Genomic DNA, 13278 nt, shown 5'->3' with positions numbered 1-13278 from the left:
CCAACAACCAACAACCAACAACCAACAACCAACAACCAACATAAGGGCGAACAGGTGATCAGTGTCAGCACATCAACGGATAACTCCACGCCCGTCGAACCACCAACCACCCATCCACCTACTCACTCACAGCGCATCAAGCAACGCCTGGTTCTGCTCCAGTGTCCCGATGGTAATCCGAAGGAACTGCGCAATCCGCTCTTGCTTGAAGTGCCGCACGATCACCCCTTGCTCGCGCAAGCGCGCCGCCACCTGGGCAGCGTCCCGCTCAGGGTGCCGTGCAAAGATGAAGTTGGCCGCCGAAGGCAGCACTTCAAAACCGCGCGCCGTCAATTGCTCGACCAACGCCTCACGGCTCTCGATCACCTTGTGGCAGGTCTGGTCAAAGTAGGCTCGGTCTTCGAACGCTGCCGCCGCGCCCACGATCGCCATGCGGTCGAGCGGGTAGGAGTTGAAGCTGTTCTTGATCCGCTCCAGCGCCTCGATCAGCGCAGGATTCCCCACCGCCAGGCCGACCCGCAGGCCGGCCAGGGAGCGCGACTTGGACAGGGTCTGGGTCACCAGCAGGTTATCGTAGCGGTCCACCAGGCTGATGGCGGTCTCGCCGCCGAAATCGATATAGGCTTCATCCACCACCACCACCGAGTCACGGTTGGCCTGCAGCAGTTGCTCGATCGCCTGCAACGGCAACAGGCAACCGGTCGGTGCGTTGGGGTTGGGGAAGATGATGCCGGCGTTGGGCTTCTTATAGTCCTCGATGCGGATCTGGAATTGCTCATCCAGCGCCACCTGCTCGAATGCGATTCCGTAAAGGCCGCAGTAGACCGGGTAGAAGCTGTAGCTGATGTCCGGGAACAACAGCGGCGCATCATGCTGGAACAAGCCGTGGAAGATGTGCGCCAACACTTCATCCGAGCCGTTGCCGACGAACACTTGCTGGGCAGTGACGCCATAGTAGTCGGCGACCGCCTGCTTGAGCCGATCACCGTTCGGATCCGGGTACAGGCGCAGGTTGTCGTTCAGCTCGCCTTGCATGGCCTCCAAGGCCTTGGGCGACGGGCCGTAGGGGTTCTCGTTGGTATTGAGCTTGACCAGGCGGGTCAGCTTGGGTTGCTCCCCCGGTACGTAAGGCACCAGGTCCTTGACGAAGGGGCTCCAGAAACGGCTCATGTTCAGTTCCCCTTGCTCTCGGTGAGGATGCGGTATTCGGCACTGCGGGCGTGGGCGGTCAGCGATTCGCCGCGCGCCAGGACCGATGCCGTGTGGCCCAGCTCGGAAGCGGCCTGCTCCGAGCAGTAGATGATCGACGAACGCTTCTGGAAGTCATACACGCCCAACGGCGAGGAAAAGCGCGCGGTGCCGGAGGTCGGCAGCACGTGGTTGGGGCCGGCGCAGTAGTCGCCCAAGGCTTCGCTGGTGTGACGCCCCATGAAGATCGCGCCCGCATGACGGATCTGCGGCAACCATGCCTGCGGATCGGCGACCGAAAGCTCCAAGTGCTCGGGAGCAATGCGGTTCGCAACGTCCATGGCCTGTTGCATGTCGCGAACCTGGATCAGCGCGCCACGACCATTGATCGATTTCTCGATGATCTCGGCCCGCTCCATGGTCGGCAACAGCTTGGCGATACTGGCCGCCACGCGATCGAGGAAGGCGGCGTCAGGGCTGACGAGAATCGCCTGGGCATCCTCGTCGTGCTCAGCCTGGGAGAACAGGTCCATGGCAATCCAGTCCGGGTCGGTCTGGCCGTCGCAGACAACGAGAATCTCCGACGGACCGGCGATCATGTCGATGCCAACCTGGCCGAACACGTGGCGCTTGGCAGTGGCTACGTAGATGTTGCCCGGACCGACGATCTTGTCCACCTGGGGCACGCTCTCGGTCCCGTAGGCCAGGGCCGCAACGGCTTGGGCGCCACCGATGGTGAAGACGCGATCGACGCCTGCGATGCACGCGGCGGCCAGCACCAGTTCGTTGACCTCCCCGCGTGGGGTCGGCACCACCATCACCACTTCGGACACACCGGCGACTTTGGCCGGGATGGCGTTCATCAGCACCGACGATGGGTACGAGGCCTTGCCGCCCGGCACGTACAGGCCGGCGCGGTCCAGCGGCGTGACTTTCTGGCCGAGCACGGTGCCATCGGCCTCGGTGTATTGCCAGGAATCCTGCTTCTGCCGCTCGTGGTAGCTACGCACTCGGCTGGCGGCGATCTCCAAAGCTTCGCGCTGGGTGGGCGTGATGCGGGTCAATGCCAGCTCCAGGCGTTCACGGCCTAGGATCAGGTCGTCGATACCCTTGGCCTCGACGCCATCGAAACGCTGGGTGAACTCGACCAACGCGGCATCGCCCCGCTCGCGGACAGCCTTGATGATGTCGAGCACGCGCTGATTGACCGCGTCATCGGACACGCTTTCCCAGCTCAGCAGATGATCCAGATGTCGGGCGAAATCCGGATCAGCGGCATTGAGACGGGCAATTGCAGTGGACACGGTCATGACGAGGGCCTCGTTTTATTAGCGAATGCTCAGGCGCCCTAGGCTACCAGTCCATCCGCGCGGGCACCCGAGAAAAATGGCGATGACGCGGATAGACGGACGCGACAGAAAGTCGCGTGCGAAAGTCAGCCGCGGTGTCGCGATTCGACGGCTTGGCGCAGGGTGTCGATCAAGCTCTGGATGCGGGCATGCTGCATTTTCATGGAGGCTTTGTTGACCACCAGGCGCGAGCTGATGGTTGCGATCAGCTCCTGGGGTTCCAGACCGTTGGCACGCAGCGTGTTGCCGGTGTCGACCACGTCGATGATCTTGTCGGCCAGGCCGATCAGAGGTGCCAGCTCCATGGAACCGTACAGCTTGATGATGTCGACCTGACGGCCCTGCTCGGCGTAATAGCGCTTGGCTACATTGACGAACTTGGTAGCCACGCGCAGACGCCCCTTGGGTTCCGGCGCGCCAACCGCCCCGGCGGTCATCAGCTTGCAGCGGGCAATCTGCAGGTCCAGCGGCTCGTACAGACCCTGACCGCCGTATTCCATCAACACGTCCTTGCCGGCCACACCGAGGTCAGCGGCCCCATGCTCGACATAAGTCGGCACGTCGGTGGCGCGCACGATCAGCAGGCGCACATCGTCCTGGGTCGTCGGGATGATCAGCTTGCGGCTCTTGTCCGGATTCTCGGTCGGCACGATACCGGCCTCGGCCAGCAATGGCAGGGTATCGTCGAGGATTCGGCCCTTGGATAGCGCGATGGTCAACATGGGAAACGTCGGTCCTTAAGCGGCTACAGCCGACCGGGCAAGCGCCCGGCCGCGTGGAATTCGGTGGCGCATCCCTGCGCCGAACAGACTAGCCCGGTACGCGGCGGATCTTCGCCCCGAGCATCTGCAGTTTTTCCTCGATGCACTCGTAACCACGGTCGATGTGGTAGATGCGGTCGATCAGGGTATCGCCCTCGGCGACCAGGGCCGACAGCACCAGGCTGGCCGAAGCCCGCAGGTCCGTAGCCATGACCGGTGCACCCTTGAGCGCCTTGACCCCAGTCACGATGGCGGTGTTGCCTTCGACCTGGATCTGCGCACCCATGCGGTGCATTTCATAGACGTGCATGAAGCGGTTTTCGAAGATGGTCTCGATCACCGCGCCAGTGCCTTCGGCGATGGCGTTGAGCGAGATGAACTGCGCCTGCATGTCGGTCGGGAAGGCCGGGTACGGAGCAGTACGCAGGTTGACGGCCTTCGGTCGCTTGCCGTGCATGTCCAGCTCGATCCAGTCTTCGCCGGCTGTGACTTCGGCACCCGCTTCCTTGAGTTTTTCCAGTACGGCTTCAAGGATGGTCGGATCGGTGTCCTTGACCTTCACGCGACCGCCGGTGACGGCAGCGGCGACCAGGTAGGTGCCGGTCTCGATACGGTCGGGCATCACGCGGTAGGTGGCCGAGTGCAGGCGTTCGACGCCATCGATGGTGATGGTGTCGGTGCCGGCGCCTTGGATCTTGGCGCCCATCGCGATCAGGAAGTTGGCCAGGTCGACCACTTCAGGCTCGCGGGCGGCGTTCTGCAGCACACTGCGGCCCTTGGCCAGGGCAGCAGCCATCATGATGTTCTCGGTACCGGTCACGCTGACGGTGTCGAAGAAGAAGTGCGCACCACGCAGGCCGCCTTCAGGCGCCTTGGCCTTGATGTAGCCACCTTCGACTTCGATCTTCGCACCCATGGCCTCGAGACCGCGGATGTGCAGGTCTACAGGGCGCGAACCGATGGCGCAACCGCCAGGCAGCGCGACTTCAGCTTCACCGAAACGGGCGACCATCGGGCCGAGCACGAGGATCGAGGCACGCATGGTCTTGACCAGCTCGTAGGGCGCAACCAGGGTCTTGATGGTGCGCGGGTCGATCTCCACCGAGAGCTTCTCGTCGATCACAGGCTCGATGCCCATGCGGCCGAACAGCTCGATCATGGTGGTGATGTCGTGCAGGTGTGGCAGGTTGCCTACGGTGACCGGGCCGTCAGCCAGCAGGGTCGCCGAAAGAATTGGCAGGGCGGCGTTCTTCGCCCCGGAAATGCGGATCTCGCCGTCGAGGCGCGCGCCGCCAGTGATAATCAGTTTGTCCATTGCAATCTCGCCGCCAACGTTGGCTCAGGTGCGCTCAGCCCAGGCTGCGCTGCTGAAAAATTTCATGGTTACCGCATGGATGCTGCCATCGGCGATCCACGGATTCAGGTGAGCATAGATCGCCTGCTGGCGCTTGACCGGGCTCTGGCCGGCCAGCTCGTCGCTGATCACGTTCAACTGGAAGTTGCAGCCTTCGCCCTCAACTTCGACCCGGGTTCCCGGCAATTTCTCTTCAAGGAAGCTTTTAACTTCTACGGCCTGCATGCTCAACCTCAATCGGCGCCCAGTGCGCGCGGGTCGGCCATCATACAAAAAAGCCCCTCGCCTGCGAAGCCCATGGTGGGGTGCGCTGACCGAGGGGCTATCCCTTAGTGGCGAACCATCAGCCCGCCAACACTTCATCGAGGTCATAAACCCCGGCGATTTCCCGCATGTCATCAGGCATGCCACGCAGTTCCCAGCCCTTGCCTGCGGCCTGGGCATCACGGATGAAGCCCAGCAGCAGGGAGAGGCCGACACTGCTGGACTTGGCCACCGACGAGCAATCGAACACCAGCCTAGACTCACGACAAGCCGCGATCAGCGCCTTGCCCTCCTTGCGCAGGGCCGGACCGCTGCGGTAGTCCAGAACCCCGGCCAGGCGCAGGACGCCCGGCTCGGTCATGCTCACGCCAGCTTCGCTCATTTCACTTCCTTGTCTGGCGAATTGTCGGCCGCTTCCTTGGCCTTGGCCACCTCGCCGGCCCAGCCGTCGATGGTCTTGTCCAGATTGTTGCCATTGCGCTGCATGGCATCTGCGAACTGATCGCGGAACAGCTTGCCGATGTTGATGCCATTGACGATCACGTTACGTACCTTCCACTCGTCACCGAGCTTTTGCAGGGTGTACTGGACCGGATAAACCGCACCGTTGTTGCCGGTGACCTTCATGCCCACGCTGGCGCGATCGCCATTTTCAGTCTTGGCCGGATCGACGGTGATGCCTTGGTTGTTGTACTCCAGCAGTGCGTTGCCATAGAACTGCATCAGGCTACGCTTGAAGTTTTCCTGGAAACGCTGCATCTGCTCGGGCGTGGCCTTGCGCGAATACTTCACGGTCATGATGCTCTTGGAGATGCCATCGGCATCGACCACTGGGCCGAGAATACGATTGAGCGCATCGTAGAAGGCCTGAGGGTTGGTCTTGTACTGTTCCTTATTGGCCTTGAGGTCGCTCAACAGGGCATCGGTGGTGCCTTGCACCACGTCACGTGGGGTTTGCCCAGGTGCCGCCAGGGCCAGCAGAGGGAAGGCCGCCAATAGGACCAGCAGGCCGCGTCGCAGGATCGAGATCATGGAAACTCCTTAATTAGCGGGTTGGGCTTCTTTAGGTTCCTTGCCAACGGAATTGAGCAGGAACTTGCCAATCAGATCTTCCAGCACCAGTGCCGACTGGGTGTCATGGATGGTAGAGCCATCCTTGAGCACGTCTTCTTCACCACCCACGCTGATGCCGATGTACTTCTCGCCGAGCAATCCGGCGGTCAGGATAGAAGCAGTGGAGTCGGTCGGCAGATTGTCGACGCTTTTGTCCAGCTGCAGGGTCACCCGACCGGTGTAGGAGTCGCGATCCAGATCGATGGCCGTGACCTTGCCGATGGTCACACCGGCCATGGTCACTTTAGCTCTGACCGTCAAACCAGCGATATTGTCGAAGTACGCATAAACTTTATAGGTGTCGCTGCTGGGGCTTGCGGACAAACCACTGACGCGCAAGGCCAGCAGCAGCAACGCCAGGATCCCGGCCAGCAGGAACAGGCCGACACCGATTTCCAGGGTGCGGTTTTGCATCAGAAATCTCCAAACATCAAGGCGGTCAGAATAAAGTCCAGACCCAGGACTGCCAACGAGGCATAGACCACGGTCTTGGTGGTGGCACGGCTGATCCCTTCCGAAGTGGGTTCGCAGTCATACCCCTGGAACACGGCGATCCAGGTCACGACGAAGGCGAACACAACGCTTTTGATCAACCCGTTGAGCACGTCGTCGGTGAAGGAAACACTGTTTTGCATGTTGGCCCAGAACGAGCCCTCGTAGACGCCCAGCCAATCCACGGCCACCCAGGATCCGCCCCAGATACCGACCACACTGAAAATCAGCGCCAGCATCGGCAGCGAGATGAAACCGGCCCACAGACGCGGGGCGACGATGTACTTGAGTGGGTCGACACCGATCATCTCCAGACTGGACAGTTGTTCGGTCGACTTCATGTTGCCGATTTCGGCGGTCAGGGCCGAGCCCGCGCGCCCTGCGAACAGCAAGGCAGTCACAACCGGCCCGAGCTCACGCAGCAAGGTCAGGGCGATCATCTGGCCAACGGCCTGCTCCGATCCGTACTTGGTGAGAATGCTGTAGCCCTGCAGCGACAGCACCATGCCGATGAACACGCCGGAAACCACGATGATCGCCAGCGACAGTACACCTACCGAATAAAGCTGCTTGACCAGCAACTGGAAGCCGCCACCGATGCCTCCGCGCCCACCCATGGCGTGCCCGAGGAACAGGCAGGAGCGGCCGAGCACAGCCAGGACGTCGATGGCCGAGCGGCCGAACAAACGAATGCGTTCGAGTATGGATTTTCTGCGCATCACCGCGCCCCCAGCAGATCGGCGCGATAGTCAGGCGCAGGAAAGTGAAATGGCACCGGGCCATCCGGATCGCCCTTCATGAACTGGCGGATACGCGGATTATCCGACCCCATCAGCTCGTCGGGCGTGCCCTGCCCCAGCACCTGGCCATCACCGACCACATAGATGTAGTCAGCGATGCTCGCGGTCTCGGCCAGGTCATGGGAAACCACGATACTGGTGATCCCAAGGGCGTCGTTGAGCAGCCGGATCAGGCGCACGAGCACCCCCATGGCGATGGGATCCTGACCGACGAAAGGTTCGTCGTACATGAGGATCTGTGGATCCAGCGCGATCGCCCGAGCCAGCGCCACCCGGCGCTTCATGCCACCGGACAGCTCGTCCGGCATCAGGTCGATAGCCCCGCGCAGGCCCACGGCCTGCAGCTTCATCAGAACGATGTCGCGGATCATCTCGTCCGACAATTGGGTGTGCACCCGCAACGGGAATGCAACGTTCTCGAAAACGTCGAGATCGGTGAACAAGGCACCGCTCTGGAACAGAACGCCCATCTGCTTGCGCGCATCGAACAGGTCGCTGCGCGACAGGCTCGGCAGGTTCTGCCCGGCGACCCAAACCTCGCCGCTGGAGGGACGCAACTGCGCGCCCATCAGGCGCAACAGGGTTGTCTTGCCGCACCCGGAAGGCCCCATGATGCCGGTGACCTTACCCCGTGGGATGCGTATGTCGACATTGCTGAAAATGCTGCGCGAACCGCGCTTGAAGGTAACCCCCTTCAACTCGACCGCGTAGGCGCTATCCACACTCATCTAGACTCCTTGCGATGCAGCCTCGTCTGCAATGGACGCCTACCCTCTTCATGAAGGCACACGCGTCCCTGCCGGGCGCAATAGCGGCGAACTATAGCACCGCTGCAATGCCGCCCCCAAGGCCATTGCAGGGGCTGTTCAGGCCCGCGACAGCAACCCAGGCAAACGAAAGATGAGGGTTTCGCACATTGCCGTTATAATCGGCACCTTTTTTACCAGACATTGCTTTCCGACATGAGCCAATCCAGCGAGCTGATCCAATCCGCCCAGCGCACCCTGCGCCTGGAACTCGAAGCCGTAGAGGGCCTGCTGCCCCGCATCGACGGCAATTTCGTCAAAGCTTGTGAGCTGATTCTGAACAGCAAAGGCAGAGTCGTCGTGCTCGGCATGGGCAAGTCGGGCCATATCGGCAACAAGATCGCCGCGACCCTCGCCAGCACCGGCACCCCAGCGTTTTTCGTGCACCCGGCCGAGGCCAGCCACGGCGACATGGGCATGATCACCCGCGACGATGTCATCCTGGCACTGTCCAACTCAGGCAGCACCGCCGAGATCGTTACCCTGCTGCCATTGATCAAGCGCCTGGGCATCCAGATGATCAGCCTCACTGGCAACCCGGACTCTCCCCTGGCCCAGGCCGCCGAGGTCAACCTTGATGCCAGCGTCGCCCAGGAGGCCTGCCCGCTCAATCTTGCGCCCACCTCCTCCACCACTGCCGCGCTGGTGCTGGGTGACGCCCTGGCCATCGCCCTGCTCGAGGCACGCGGGTTCACGGCCGAAGACTTCGCTTTCTCCCATCCGGGAGGCGCGCTGGGTCGCCGCCTGCTGCTGAAGGTGGAAAACGTCATGCACACCGGCGAAGCACTGCCGATCGTGCCGCGTGGCACCCTGCTCAAGGACGCCCTGGTAGAGATGTCGCGCAAGAGTTTGGTAGGCATGACCGTGGTCCTGGAGGCCGACGGCCGTCTGGCCGGGGTGTTCACCGACGGCGACCTGCGCCGCGCCCTGGAGCGCAACATCGATGTGCACAAGACCATCATCGACCAGGTGATGACCGTCCACGGCAAAACCGCACGCGCCGAGATGCTCGCCGCCGAGGCCTTGCGCATCATGGAAGACAACAAGATCAACGCGCTGGTGGTGGTCGACCAGAACGACCGCCCCACCGGCGCCTTGAACATGCATGACCTGCTGCGCGCAGGCGTGATGTGATGGAGTGCAATGCAATGAACCCGGATCTTCTGCAACGCGGCAAGGCCATCAAGCTGGCCGTGTTCGATGTCGATGGCGTGCTGACCGACGGACGTCTGTATTTCCTTGAAGACGGCAGCGAGTTCAAGACCTTCAACACCCTGGATGGCCACGGCATCAAGATGCTCATGGCTTCGGGCGTGACCACAGCGATCATCAGCGGGCGCAAGACCCCGGTGGTCGAGCGCCGAGCAAAAAACCTCGGCATCCCGCACCTGTTCCAGGGCCGCGAGGACAAACTGGTAGTGCTCGACAGCCTGCTCGCCGAACTGGGCCTAAGCTATGAACAGGTCGCCTACTTGGGCGATGACCTGCCAGACCTGCCGGTGATCCGCCGCGTAGGCCTTGGCATGGCGGTGGCAAGCGCCGCCCCGTTCGTTCGCCAGCACGCCCATGGCGTGACCCAGGCCCGCGGCGGCGAAGGTGCCGCACGCGAGTTCTGTGAACTGATCATGCAGGCCCAGGGCACCCTGGACGCTGCCAACGCCAACTACCTCTAAGGCCAGACATGTTCAGCAAGAAAGCCAGGAATATCGTGCTGCTCGGTGCGATCGCCGCACTGCTGGTGGCCGTCGGCTACTGGAACATCAGCCCCGAGAGTTTCCTCGAAAAGCCGGTGGCCCAGGTCGATGAGAATGCCATCGACTACTATGCGATCAATGCCCACAGCGTGCAGTACCTGCCTGATGGCAAGGTGCAATACGAAATGACCGCCGACAAGGTGGAGCACCTCAAGTCCAGCGAGATCACCCTGGTGACCACGCCGGACCTGCACATGTACCGGGGCACCCAGTATCCCTGGCACGTGCAGAGCGTGCGCGCCGAGGTCAACCCGGATGGCAGCGAGGTCGAGCTGATCGACAAGGTCCGGGTTGCCCGCACCGATGAAAAGCAGCGCGAAACGATCATCACCACCACCCGCATGACCGTCTTCCCGCAGAAGCAATATGCGCAGACCGAGCAAGCCGTTAGAATCGACGGCGCCGGTGGGACGACTACGGGCAAAGGAATGAAAGCGTATTTGAAAGACGGCAGGATGGACCTGCTGTCCAACGTAAGAGGACAGTATGAGGCTCGTTAACACCCTCCCCTTTTTGCTCAGCCTGAGCGCGGCACTGGGAAGCGCGAGCGCCTTGGCCCTGCCGAACGATCGTGACCAGCCTATCCGCATCCAGGCTGACAACGCTCACCTGGACGACAAGCAAGGCGTCGCCACCTACACCGGCGACGTGATCATCACCCAGGGTTCGATGATGATCAAAGGCAACACCGTGACCATCACCCGTGCCGCCTCCGGCGATATAGACGTGGTCACCTCGGTGGGCAACCTGGCCTACTTCGAGCAACAGCAGAGCGCCGCCAAACCCGACAAGATGAAAGGCTGGGGCGTGACCATCCAGTACCAGGCGCAAAAGGACATGGTGATCCTCACCGACCGCGCCAAGGTCGAGAACGAAGGCAACACCACCGAAGGCGAGAAGATCGTCTACAACACCAAGACCCAGGTGGCTACCGCCGGTCGTGGTGGCAATGTGACTTCACCACGTCAGCGTATCGACATGGTGATCCAGCCGAAGAAGAAGACCGAGTAAATGGCAACCCTCAAAGCCCAGCACTTGGCCAAGAGCTACAAGAGCCGCCAGGTTGTCCGCGACGTCAGCCTGTCGATCGACAGCGGTCAGATCGTCGGCCTGCTCGGCCCCAACGGCGCCGGCAAGACCACCTGCTTCTACATGATCGTTGGCCTGGTCCGCGCCGACCAGGGACGCGTACTGATCGACAACCTGGACGTCAGCCACCAGCCCATGCACGGTCGCGCCCGCGCCGGCATCGGCTATCTGCCCCAGGAAGCCTCGATCTTCCGCAAGCTGTCGGTGGCCGACAACATCATGGCCATCCTCGAGACCCGCAAGGAGCTCGACCGTGACGGCCGCAGAAAGGAGCTGGAAAGCCTTCTGCAGGAATTCCACATCAGCCACATCCGCGACAACCTTGGCATGAGCCTCTCCGGTGGCGAACGCCGCCGGGTCGAGATCGCCCGCGCCCTGGCCACCGCACCGAAGTTCATCCTGCTGGACGAACCTTTCGCGGGTGTAGACCCGATCTCCGTTGGCGATATCAAACAGATCATCCACCACCTCAAGGCCAAGGGCATCGGGGTGCTGATCACCGACCACAACGTCCGTGAAACCCTTGATATCTGTGAAACCGCCTACATCGTCAATGATGGTCAGCTGATCGCCGAGGGCGACGCCGAGACCATCCTGGCCAACGATTTGGTCAAGGAGGTTTACCTGGGCCACGAGTTCCGACTTTAAAGGCCCGGAGTCTGCTTGGAGCACTGAAGGAAGTGACACAGTGCTCTAGGCAAACGCTACAATTTCAGGCATATAACTTGCTTAAAATTGGCGCCTCGGCGCCCTACGTGTAGTGGATGGCGCATGCGCGCCGGCGAACAAGGTATTAAGCCCCAGCCATGAAACCATCGCTCGTCCTAAAAATGGGCCAGCAACTGACGATGACCCCGCAGTTGCAACAGGCCATCCGTCTGCTCCAGCTATCCACCCTGGACCTGCAACAAGAAATCCAGGAAGCGCTGGAGTCCAATCCGATGCTCGAACGTCAGGAAGACGGCGACGACTTCGACAACAGCGACCCGATGGCCGACAACGCCGAAAGCAAGCCGGCTGCCGAAGCCCAAGAGAGCAGCTTCCAGGAAAGCACCAGCAGTGCCGAGAACCTGGAGGAAGGCGAATGGAACGAGCGCATCCCCAACGAATTACCCGTGGACACTGCCTGGGAAGACATCTACCAGACCAGTGCCAGCAACCTGCCCGCCAGCGATGACGACGAGTGGGACTTCACCACCCGCACTTCCGTCGGCGAAAGCCTGCAGAGCCATCTTCTGTGGCAACTCAACCTGGCGCCGATGTCCGACACCGACCGGCTGATCGCCGTGACCCTGATCGACAGCATCAACGAACAGGGTTACCTGGAGGACAGCCTCGAAGAAATCTGCGCAGGCTTCGACCCCGAACTGGATATCGAGCTCGACGAAGTCGAAGCGGTACTGCACCGCATCCAGCAATTCGAACCCGCAGGCATTGGCGCCCGCAGCCTTGGCGAGTGCCTGCTGCTGCAGCTACGTCAGCTTCCGGCGAACACCCCCTGGATGGCTGAGGCGCAGCGCCTGGTCACTGATTTCATCGACTTGCTCGGCAGCCGCGACTACAGCCAGCTGATGCGTCGCATGAAGATCAAGGAGGACGAGCTGCGCCAGGTCATCGAACTGGTGCAGAGCCTGAACCCGCGCCCTGGTTCGCAGATCGAGTCCAGCGAGCCCGAGTACGTGGTTCCCGACGTCATCGTGCGCAAGGACAGCGACCGCTGGCTGGTCGAACTGAACCAGGAAGCGATACCACGCCTGCGGGTCAACCCGCAGTATGCCGGCTTCGTCCGCCGCGCCGATACCAGCGCCGACAACACCTTCATGCGCAACCAGTTGCAAGAAGCGCGCTGGTTCATCAAGAGCCTGCAAAGTCGCAACGAGACGCTGATGAAGGTCGCCACCCAGATCGTCGAGCACCAGCGAGGCTTCCTGGACCATGGTGACGAGGCGATGAAGCCGCTGGTACTGCACGATATCGCCGAAGCGGTAGGCATGCACGAATCGACCATTTCCCGGGTCACCACGCAGAAATACATGCATACCCCGCGCGGTATCTACGAACTGAAATACTTTTTCTCGAGCCATGTAAGCACCTCCGAAGGCGGTGAATGCTCGTCTACGGCGATCCGCGCGATCATCAAGAAACTGGTTGCGGCGGAAAATCAGAAAAAGCCATTGAGTGACAGCAAGATCGCTGGTTTACTGGAGGCACAAGGCATCCAGGTAGCCCGTCGCACCGTCGCCAAGTACCGCGAGTCCCTCGGCATCGCACCGTCGAGTGAGCGCAAGCGACTGATGTAGCCCCTGGA

The 13278-nt window shown here is 61.6% G+C and carries 16 protein-coding genes; 6 read left to right on the top strand and 10 right to left on the bottom strand.

Annotated elements, in window-relative coordinates; genetic code table 11:
* Positions 1–126: 126 nt before the first annotated feature.
* From hisC to BLS27_RS20270, 10 genes are all read right to left on the bottom strand, one after another.
* Complete coding sequence (gene hisC / locus BLS27_RS20315) at positions 127–1170, bottom strand: histidinol-phosphate transaminase (protein WP_090346621.1); 1044 nt, start codon at positions 1168–1170, stop codon at positions 127–129.
* Positions 1171–1172: 2 nt separating this feature from the next.
* Complete coding sequence (gene hisD / locus BLS27_RS20310) at positions 1173–2498, bottom strand: histidinol dehydrogenase (protein ID WP_090346618.1); 1326 nt, start codon at positions 2496–2498, stop codon at positions 1173–1175.
* A gap of 125 nt (positions 2499–2623) precedes the next feature.
* Complete coding sequence (gene hisG / locus BLS27_RS20305) at positions 2624–3259, bottom strand: ATP phosphoribosyltransferase (RefSeq protein ID WP_043213301.1); 636 nt, start codon at positions 3257–3259, stop codon at positions 2624–2626.
* Positions 3260–3347: 88 nt separating this feature from the next.
* Positions 3348–4613, bottom strand: a complete 1266-nt coding sequence (gene murA / locus BLS27_RS20300; RefSeq protein ID WP_043213299.1) for a UDP-N-acetylglucosamine 1-carboxyvinyltransferase — start codon at positions 4611–4613, stop codon at positions 3348–3350.
* A 24-nt stretch (positions 4614–4637) separates the two neighbouring features.
* Entirely contained in the window at positions 4638–4877 is a 240-nt protein-coding gene (locus tag BLS27_RS20295; RefSeq protein WP_029613593.1) for a BolA family protein, read from the bottom strand.
* Positions 4878–4995: 118 nt separating this feature from the next.
* Positions 4996–5298, bottom strand: coding sequence for an STAS domain-containing protein (locus BLS27_RS20290; protein WP_043213294.1), 303 nt, complete (start codon positions 5296–5298; stop codon positions 4996–4998).
* Entirely contained in the window at positions 5295–5948 is a 654-nt protein-coding gene (locus tag BLS27_RS20285) for an MlaC/ttg2D family ABC transporter substrate-binding protein (protein ID WP_043213291.1), read from the bottom strand. Before BLS27_RS20285 ends, BLS27_RS20290 begins: the two co-directional genes overlap by 4 nt.
* A gap of 9 nt (positions 5949–5957) precedes the next feature.
* Positions 5958–6443 (bottom strand): outer membrane lipid asymmetry maintenance protein MlaD, encoded by a 486-nt coding sequence (gene mlaD, locus BLS27_RS20280; RefSeq protein ID WP_009683030.1) that lies wholly within the window; start codon positions 6441–6443, stop codon positions 5958–5960.
* On the bottom strand, positions 6443–7240 hold the full coding sequence (gene mlaE, locus BLS27_RS20275; RefSeq protein WP_043213287.1) for a lipid asymmetry maintenance ABC transporter permease subunit MlaE: 798 nt from the start codon (positions 7238–7240) through the stop codon (positions 6443–6445). Before mlaE ends, mlaD begins: the two co-directional genes overlap by 1 nt.
* Positions 7240–8049: an ATP-binding cassette domain-containing protein gene (locus BLS27_RS20270; RefSeq protein ID WP_043213285.1), complete on the bottom strand. Its 810-nt coding sequence runs from the start codon at positions 8047–8049 to the stop codon at positions 7240–7242. The genes mlaE and BLS27_RS20270 overlap by 1 nt, the downstream gene beginning before the upstream one ends.
* A 234-nt stretch (positions 8050–8283) precedes the next feature.
* Between BLS27_RS20270 and BLS27_RS20265 the strand changes: the two genes are divergently transcribed.
* The 6 genes from BLS27_RS20265 to BLS27_RS20240 all read left to right on the top strand — a co-directional run bounded on the left by BLS27_RS20265 (position 8284) and on the right by BLS27_RS20240 (position 13270).
* On the top strand, positions 8284–9261 hold the full coding sequence (locus tag BLS27_RS20265) for a KpsF/GutQ family sugar-phosphate isomerase (protein ID WP_043213283.1): 978 nt from the start codon (positions 8284–8286) through the stop codon (positions 9259–9261).
* A 14-nt stretch (positions 9262–9275) separates the two neighbouring features.
* On the top strand, positions 9276–9800 hold the full coding sequence (locus BLS27_RS20260) for a KdsC family phosphatase (protein ID WP_043213281.1): 525 nt from the start codon (positions 9276–9278) through the stop codon (positions 9798–9800).
* An 8-nt stretch (positions 9801–9808) separates the two neighbouring features.
* The gene (gene lptC / locus BLS27_RS20255) at positions 9809–10381 is read left to right on the top strand and encodes an LPS export ABC transporter periplasmic protein LptC (RefSeq protein ID WP_043213277.1); all 573 of its coding nucleotides are present in this window, start codon (positions 9809–9811) and stop codon (positions 10379–10381) included.
* Positions 10368–10892, top strand: coding sequence for a lipopolysaccharide transport periplasmic protein LptA (gene lptA, locus BLS27_RS20250; RefSeq protein ID WP_090346615.1), 525 nt, complete (start codon positions 10368–10370; stop codon positions 10890–10892). The genes lptC and lptA overlap by 14 nt, the downstream gene beginning before the upstream one ends.
* Positions 10893–11618 (top strand): LPS export ABC transporter ATP-binding protein, encoded by a 726-nt coding sequence (lptB, locus tag BLS27_RS20245; RefSeq protein WP_043213270.1) that lies wholly within the window; start codon positions 10893–10895, stop codon positions 11616–11618.
* A 158-nt stretch (positions 11619–11776) separates the two neighbouring features.
* On the top strand, positions 11777–13270 hold the full coding sequence (locus BLS27_RS20240; RefSeq protein ID WP_090346613.1) for an RNA polymerase factor sigma-54: 1494 nt from the start codon (positions 11777–11779) through the stop codon (positions 13268–13270).
* Positions 13271–13278: the final 8 nt, after the last annotated feature.

It is taken from the genome of Pseudomonas guariconensis (assembly GCF_900102675.1).
Classification (GTDB): domain Bacteria; phylum Pseudomonadota; class Gammaproteobacteria; order Pseudomonadales; family Pseudomonadaceae; genus Aquipseudomonas; species Aquipseudomonas guariconensis.
The sequence above is the reverse complement of the archived record's forward strand: the minus strand, read 5'-3'. Positions and strand labels throughout refer to the sequence as shown.

Bases quoted from the DNA above. Each gene is read 5' to 3' on its own strand.
- hisC (WP_090346621.1), bottom strand. From the start codon at position 1,170: ATGAGCCGTTTCTGGAGCCCCTTCGTCAAGGACCTGGTGCCTTACGTA.
- hisD (WP_090346618.1), bottom strand. From the start codon at position 2,498: ATGACCGTGTCCACTGCAATTGCCCGTCTCAATGCCGCTGATCCGGAT.
- hisG (WP_043213301.1), bottom strand. From the start codon at position 3,259: ATGTTGACCATCGCGCTATCCAAGGGCCGAATCCTCGACGATACCCTG.
- murA (WP_043213299.1), bottom strand. From the start codon at position 4,613: ATGGACAAACTGATTATCACTGGCGGCGCGCGCCTCGACGGCGAGATC.
- BLS27_RS20295 (WP_029613593.1), bottom strand. From the start codon at position 4,877: ATGCAGGCCGTAGAAGTTAAAAGCTTCCTTGAAGAGAAATTGCCGGGA.
- BLS27_RS20290 (WP_043213294.1), bottom strand. From the start codon at position 5,298: ATGAGCGAAGCTGGCGTGAGCATGACCGAGCCGGGCGTCCTGCGCCTG.
- BLS27_RS20285 (WP_043213291.1), bottom strand. From the start codon at position 5,948: ATGATCTCGATCCTGCGACGCGGCCTGCTGGTCCTATTGGCGGCCTTC.
- mlaD (WP_009683030.1), bottom strand. From the start codon at position 6,443: ATGCAAAACCGCACCCTGGAAATCGGTGTCGGCCTGTTCCTGCTGGCC.
- mlaE (WP_043213287.1), bottom strand. From the start codon at position 7,240: ATGCGCAGAAAATCCATACTCGAACGCATTCGTTTGTTCGGCCGCTCG.
- BLS27_RS20270 (WP_043213285.1), bottom strand. From the start codon at position 8,049: ATGAGTGTGGATAGCGCCTACGCGGTCGAGTTGAAGGGGGTTACCTTC.
- BLS27_RS20265 (WP_043213283.1), top strand. From the start codon at position 8,284: ATGAGCCAATCCAGCGAGCTGATCCAATCCGCCCAGCGCACCCTGCGC.
- BLS27_RS20260 (WP_043213281.1), top strand. From the start codon at position 9,276: ATGAACCCGGATCTTCTGCAACGCGGCAAGGCCATCAAGCTGGCCGTG.
- lptC (WP_043213277.1), top strand. From the start codon at position 9,809: ATGTTCAGCAAGAAAGCCAGGAATATCGTGCTGCTCGGTGCGATCGCC.
- lptA (WP_090346615.1), top strand. From the start codon at position 10,368: ATGAGGCTCGTTAACACCCTCCCCTTTTTGCTCAGCCTGAGCGCGGCA.
- lptB (WP_043213270.1), top strand. From the start codon at position 10,893: ATGGCAACCCTCAAAGCCCAGCACTTGGCCAAGAGCTACAAGAGCCGC.
- BLS27_RS20240 (WP_090346613.1), top strand. From the start codon at position 11,777: ATGAAACCATCGCTCGTCCTAAAAATGGGCCAGCAACTGACGATGACC.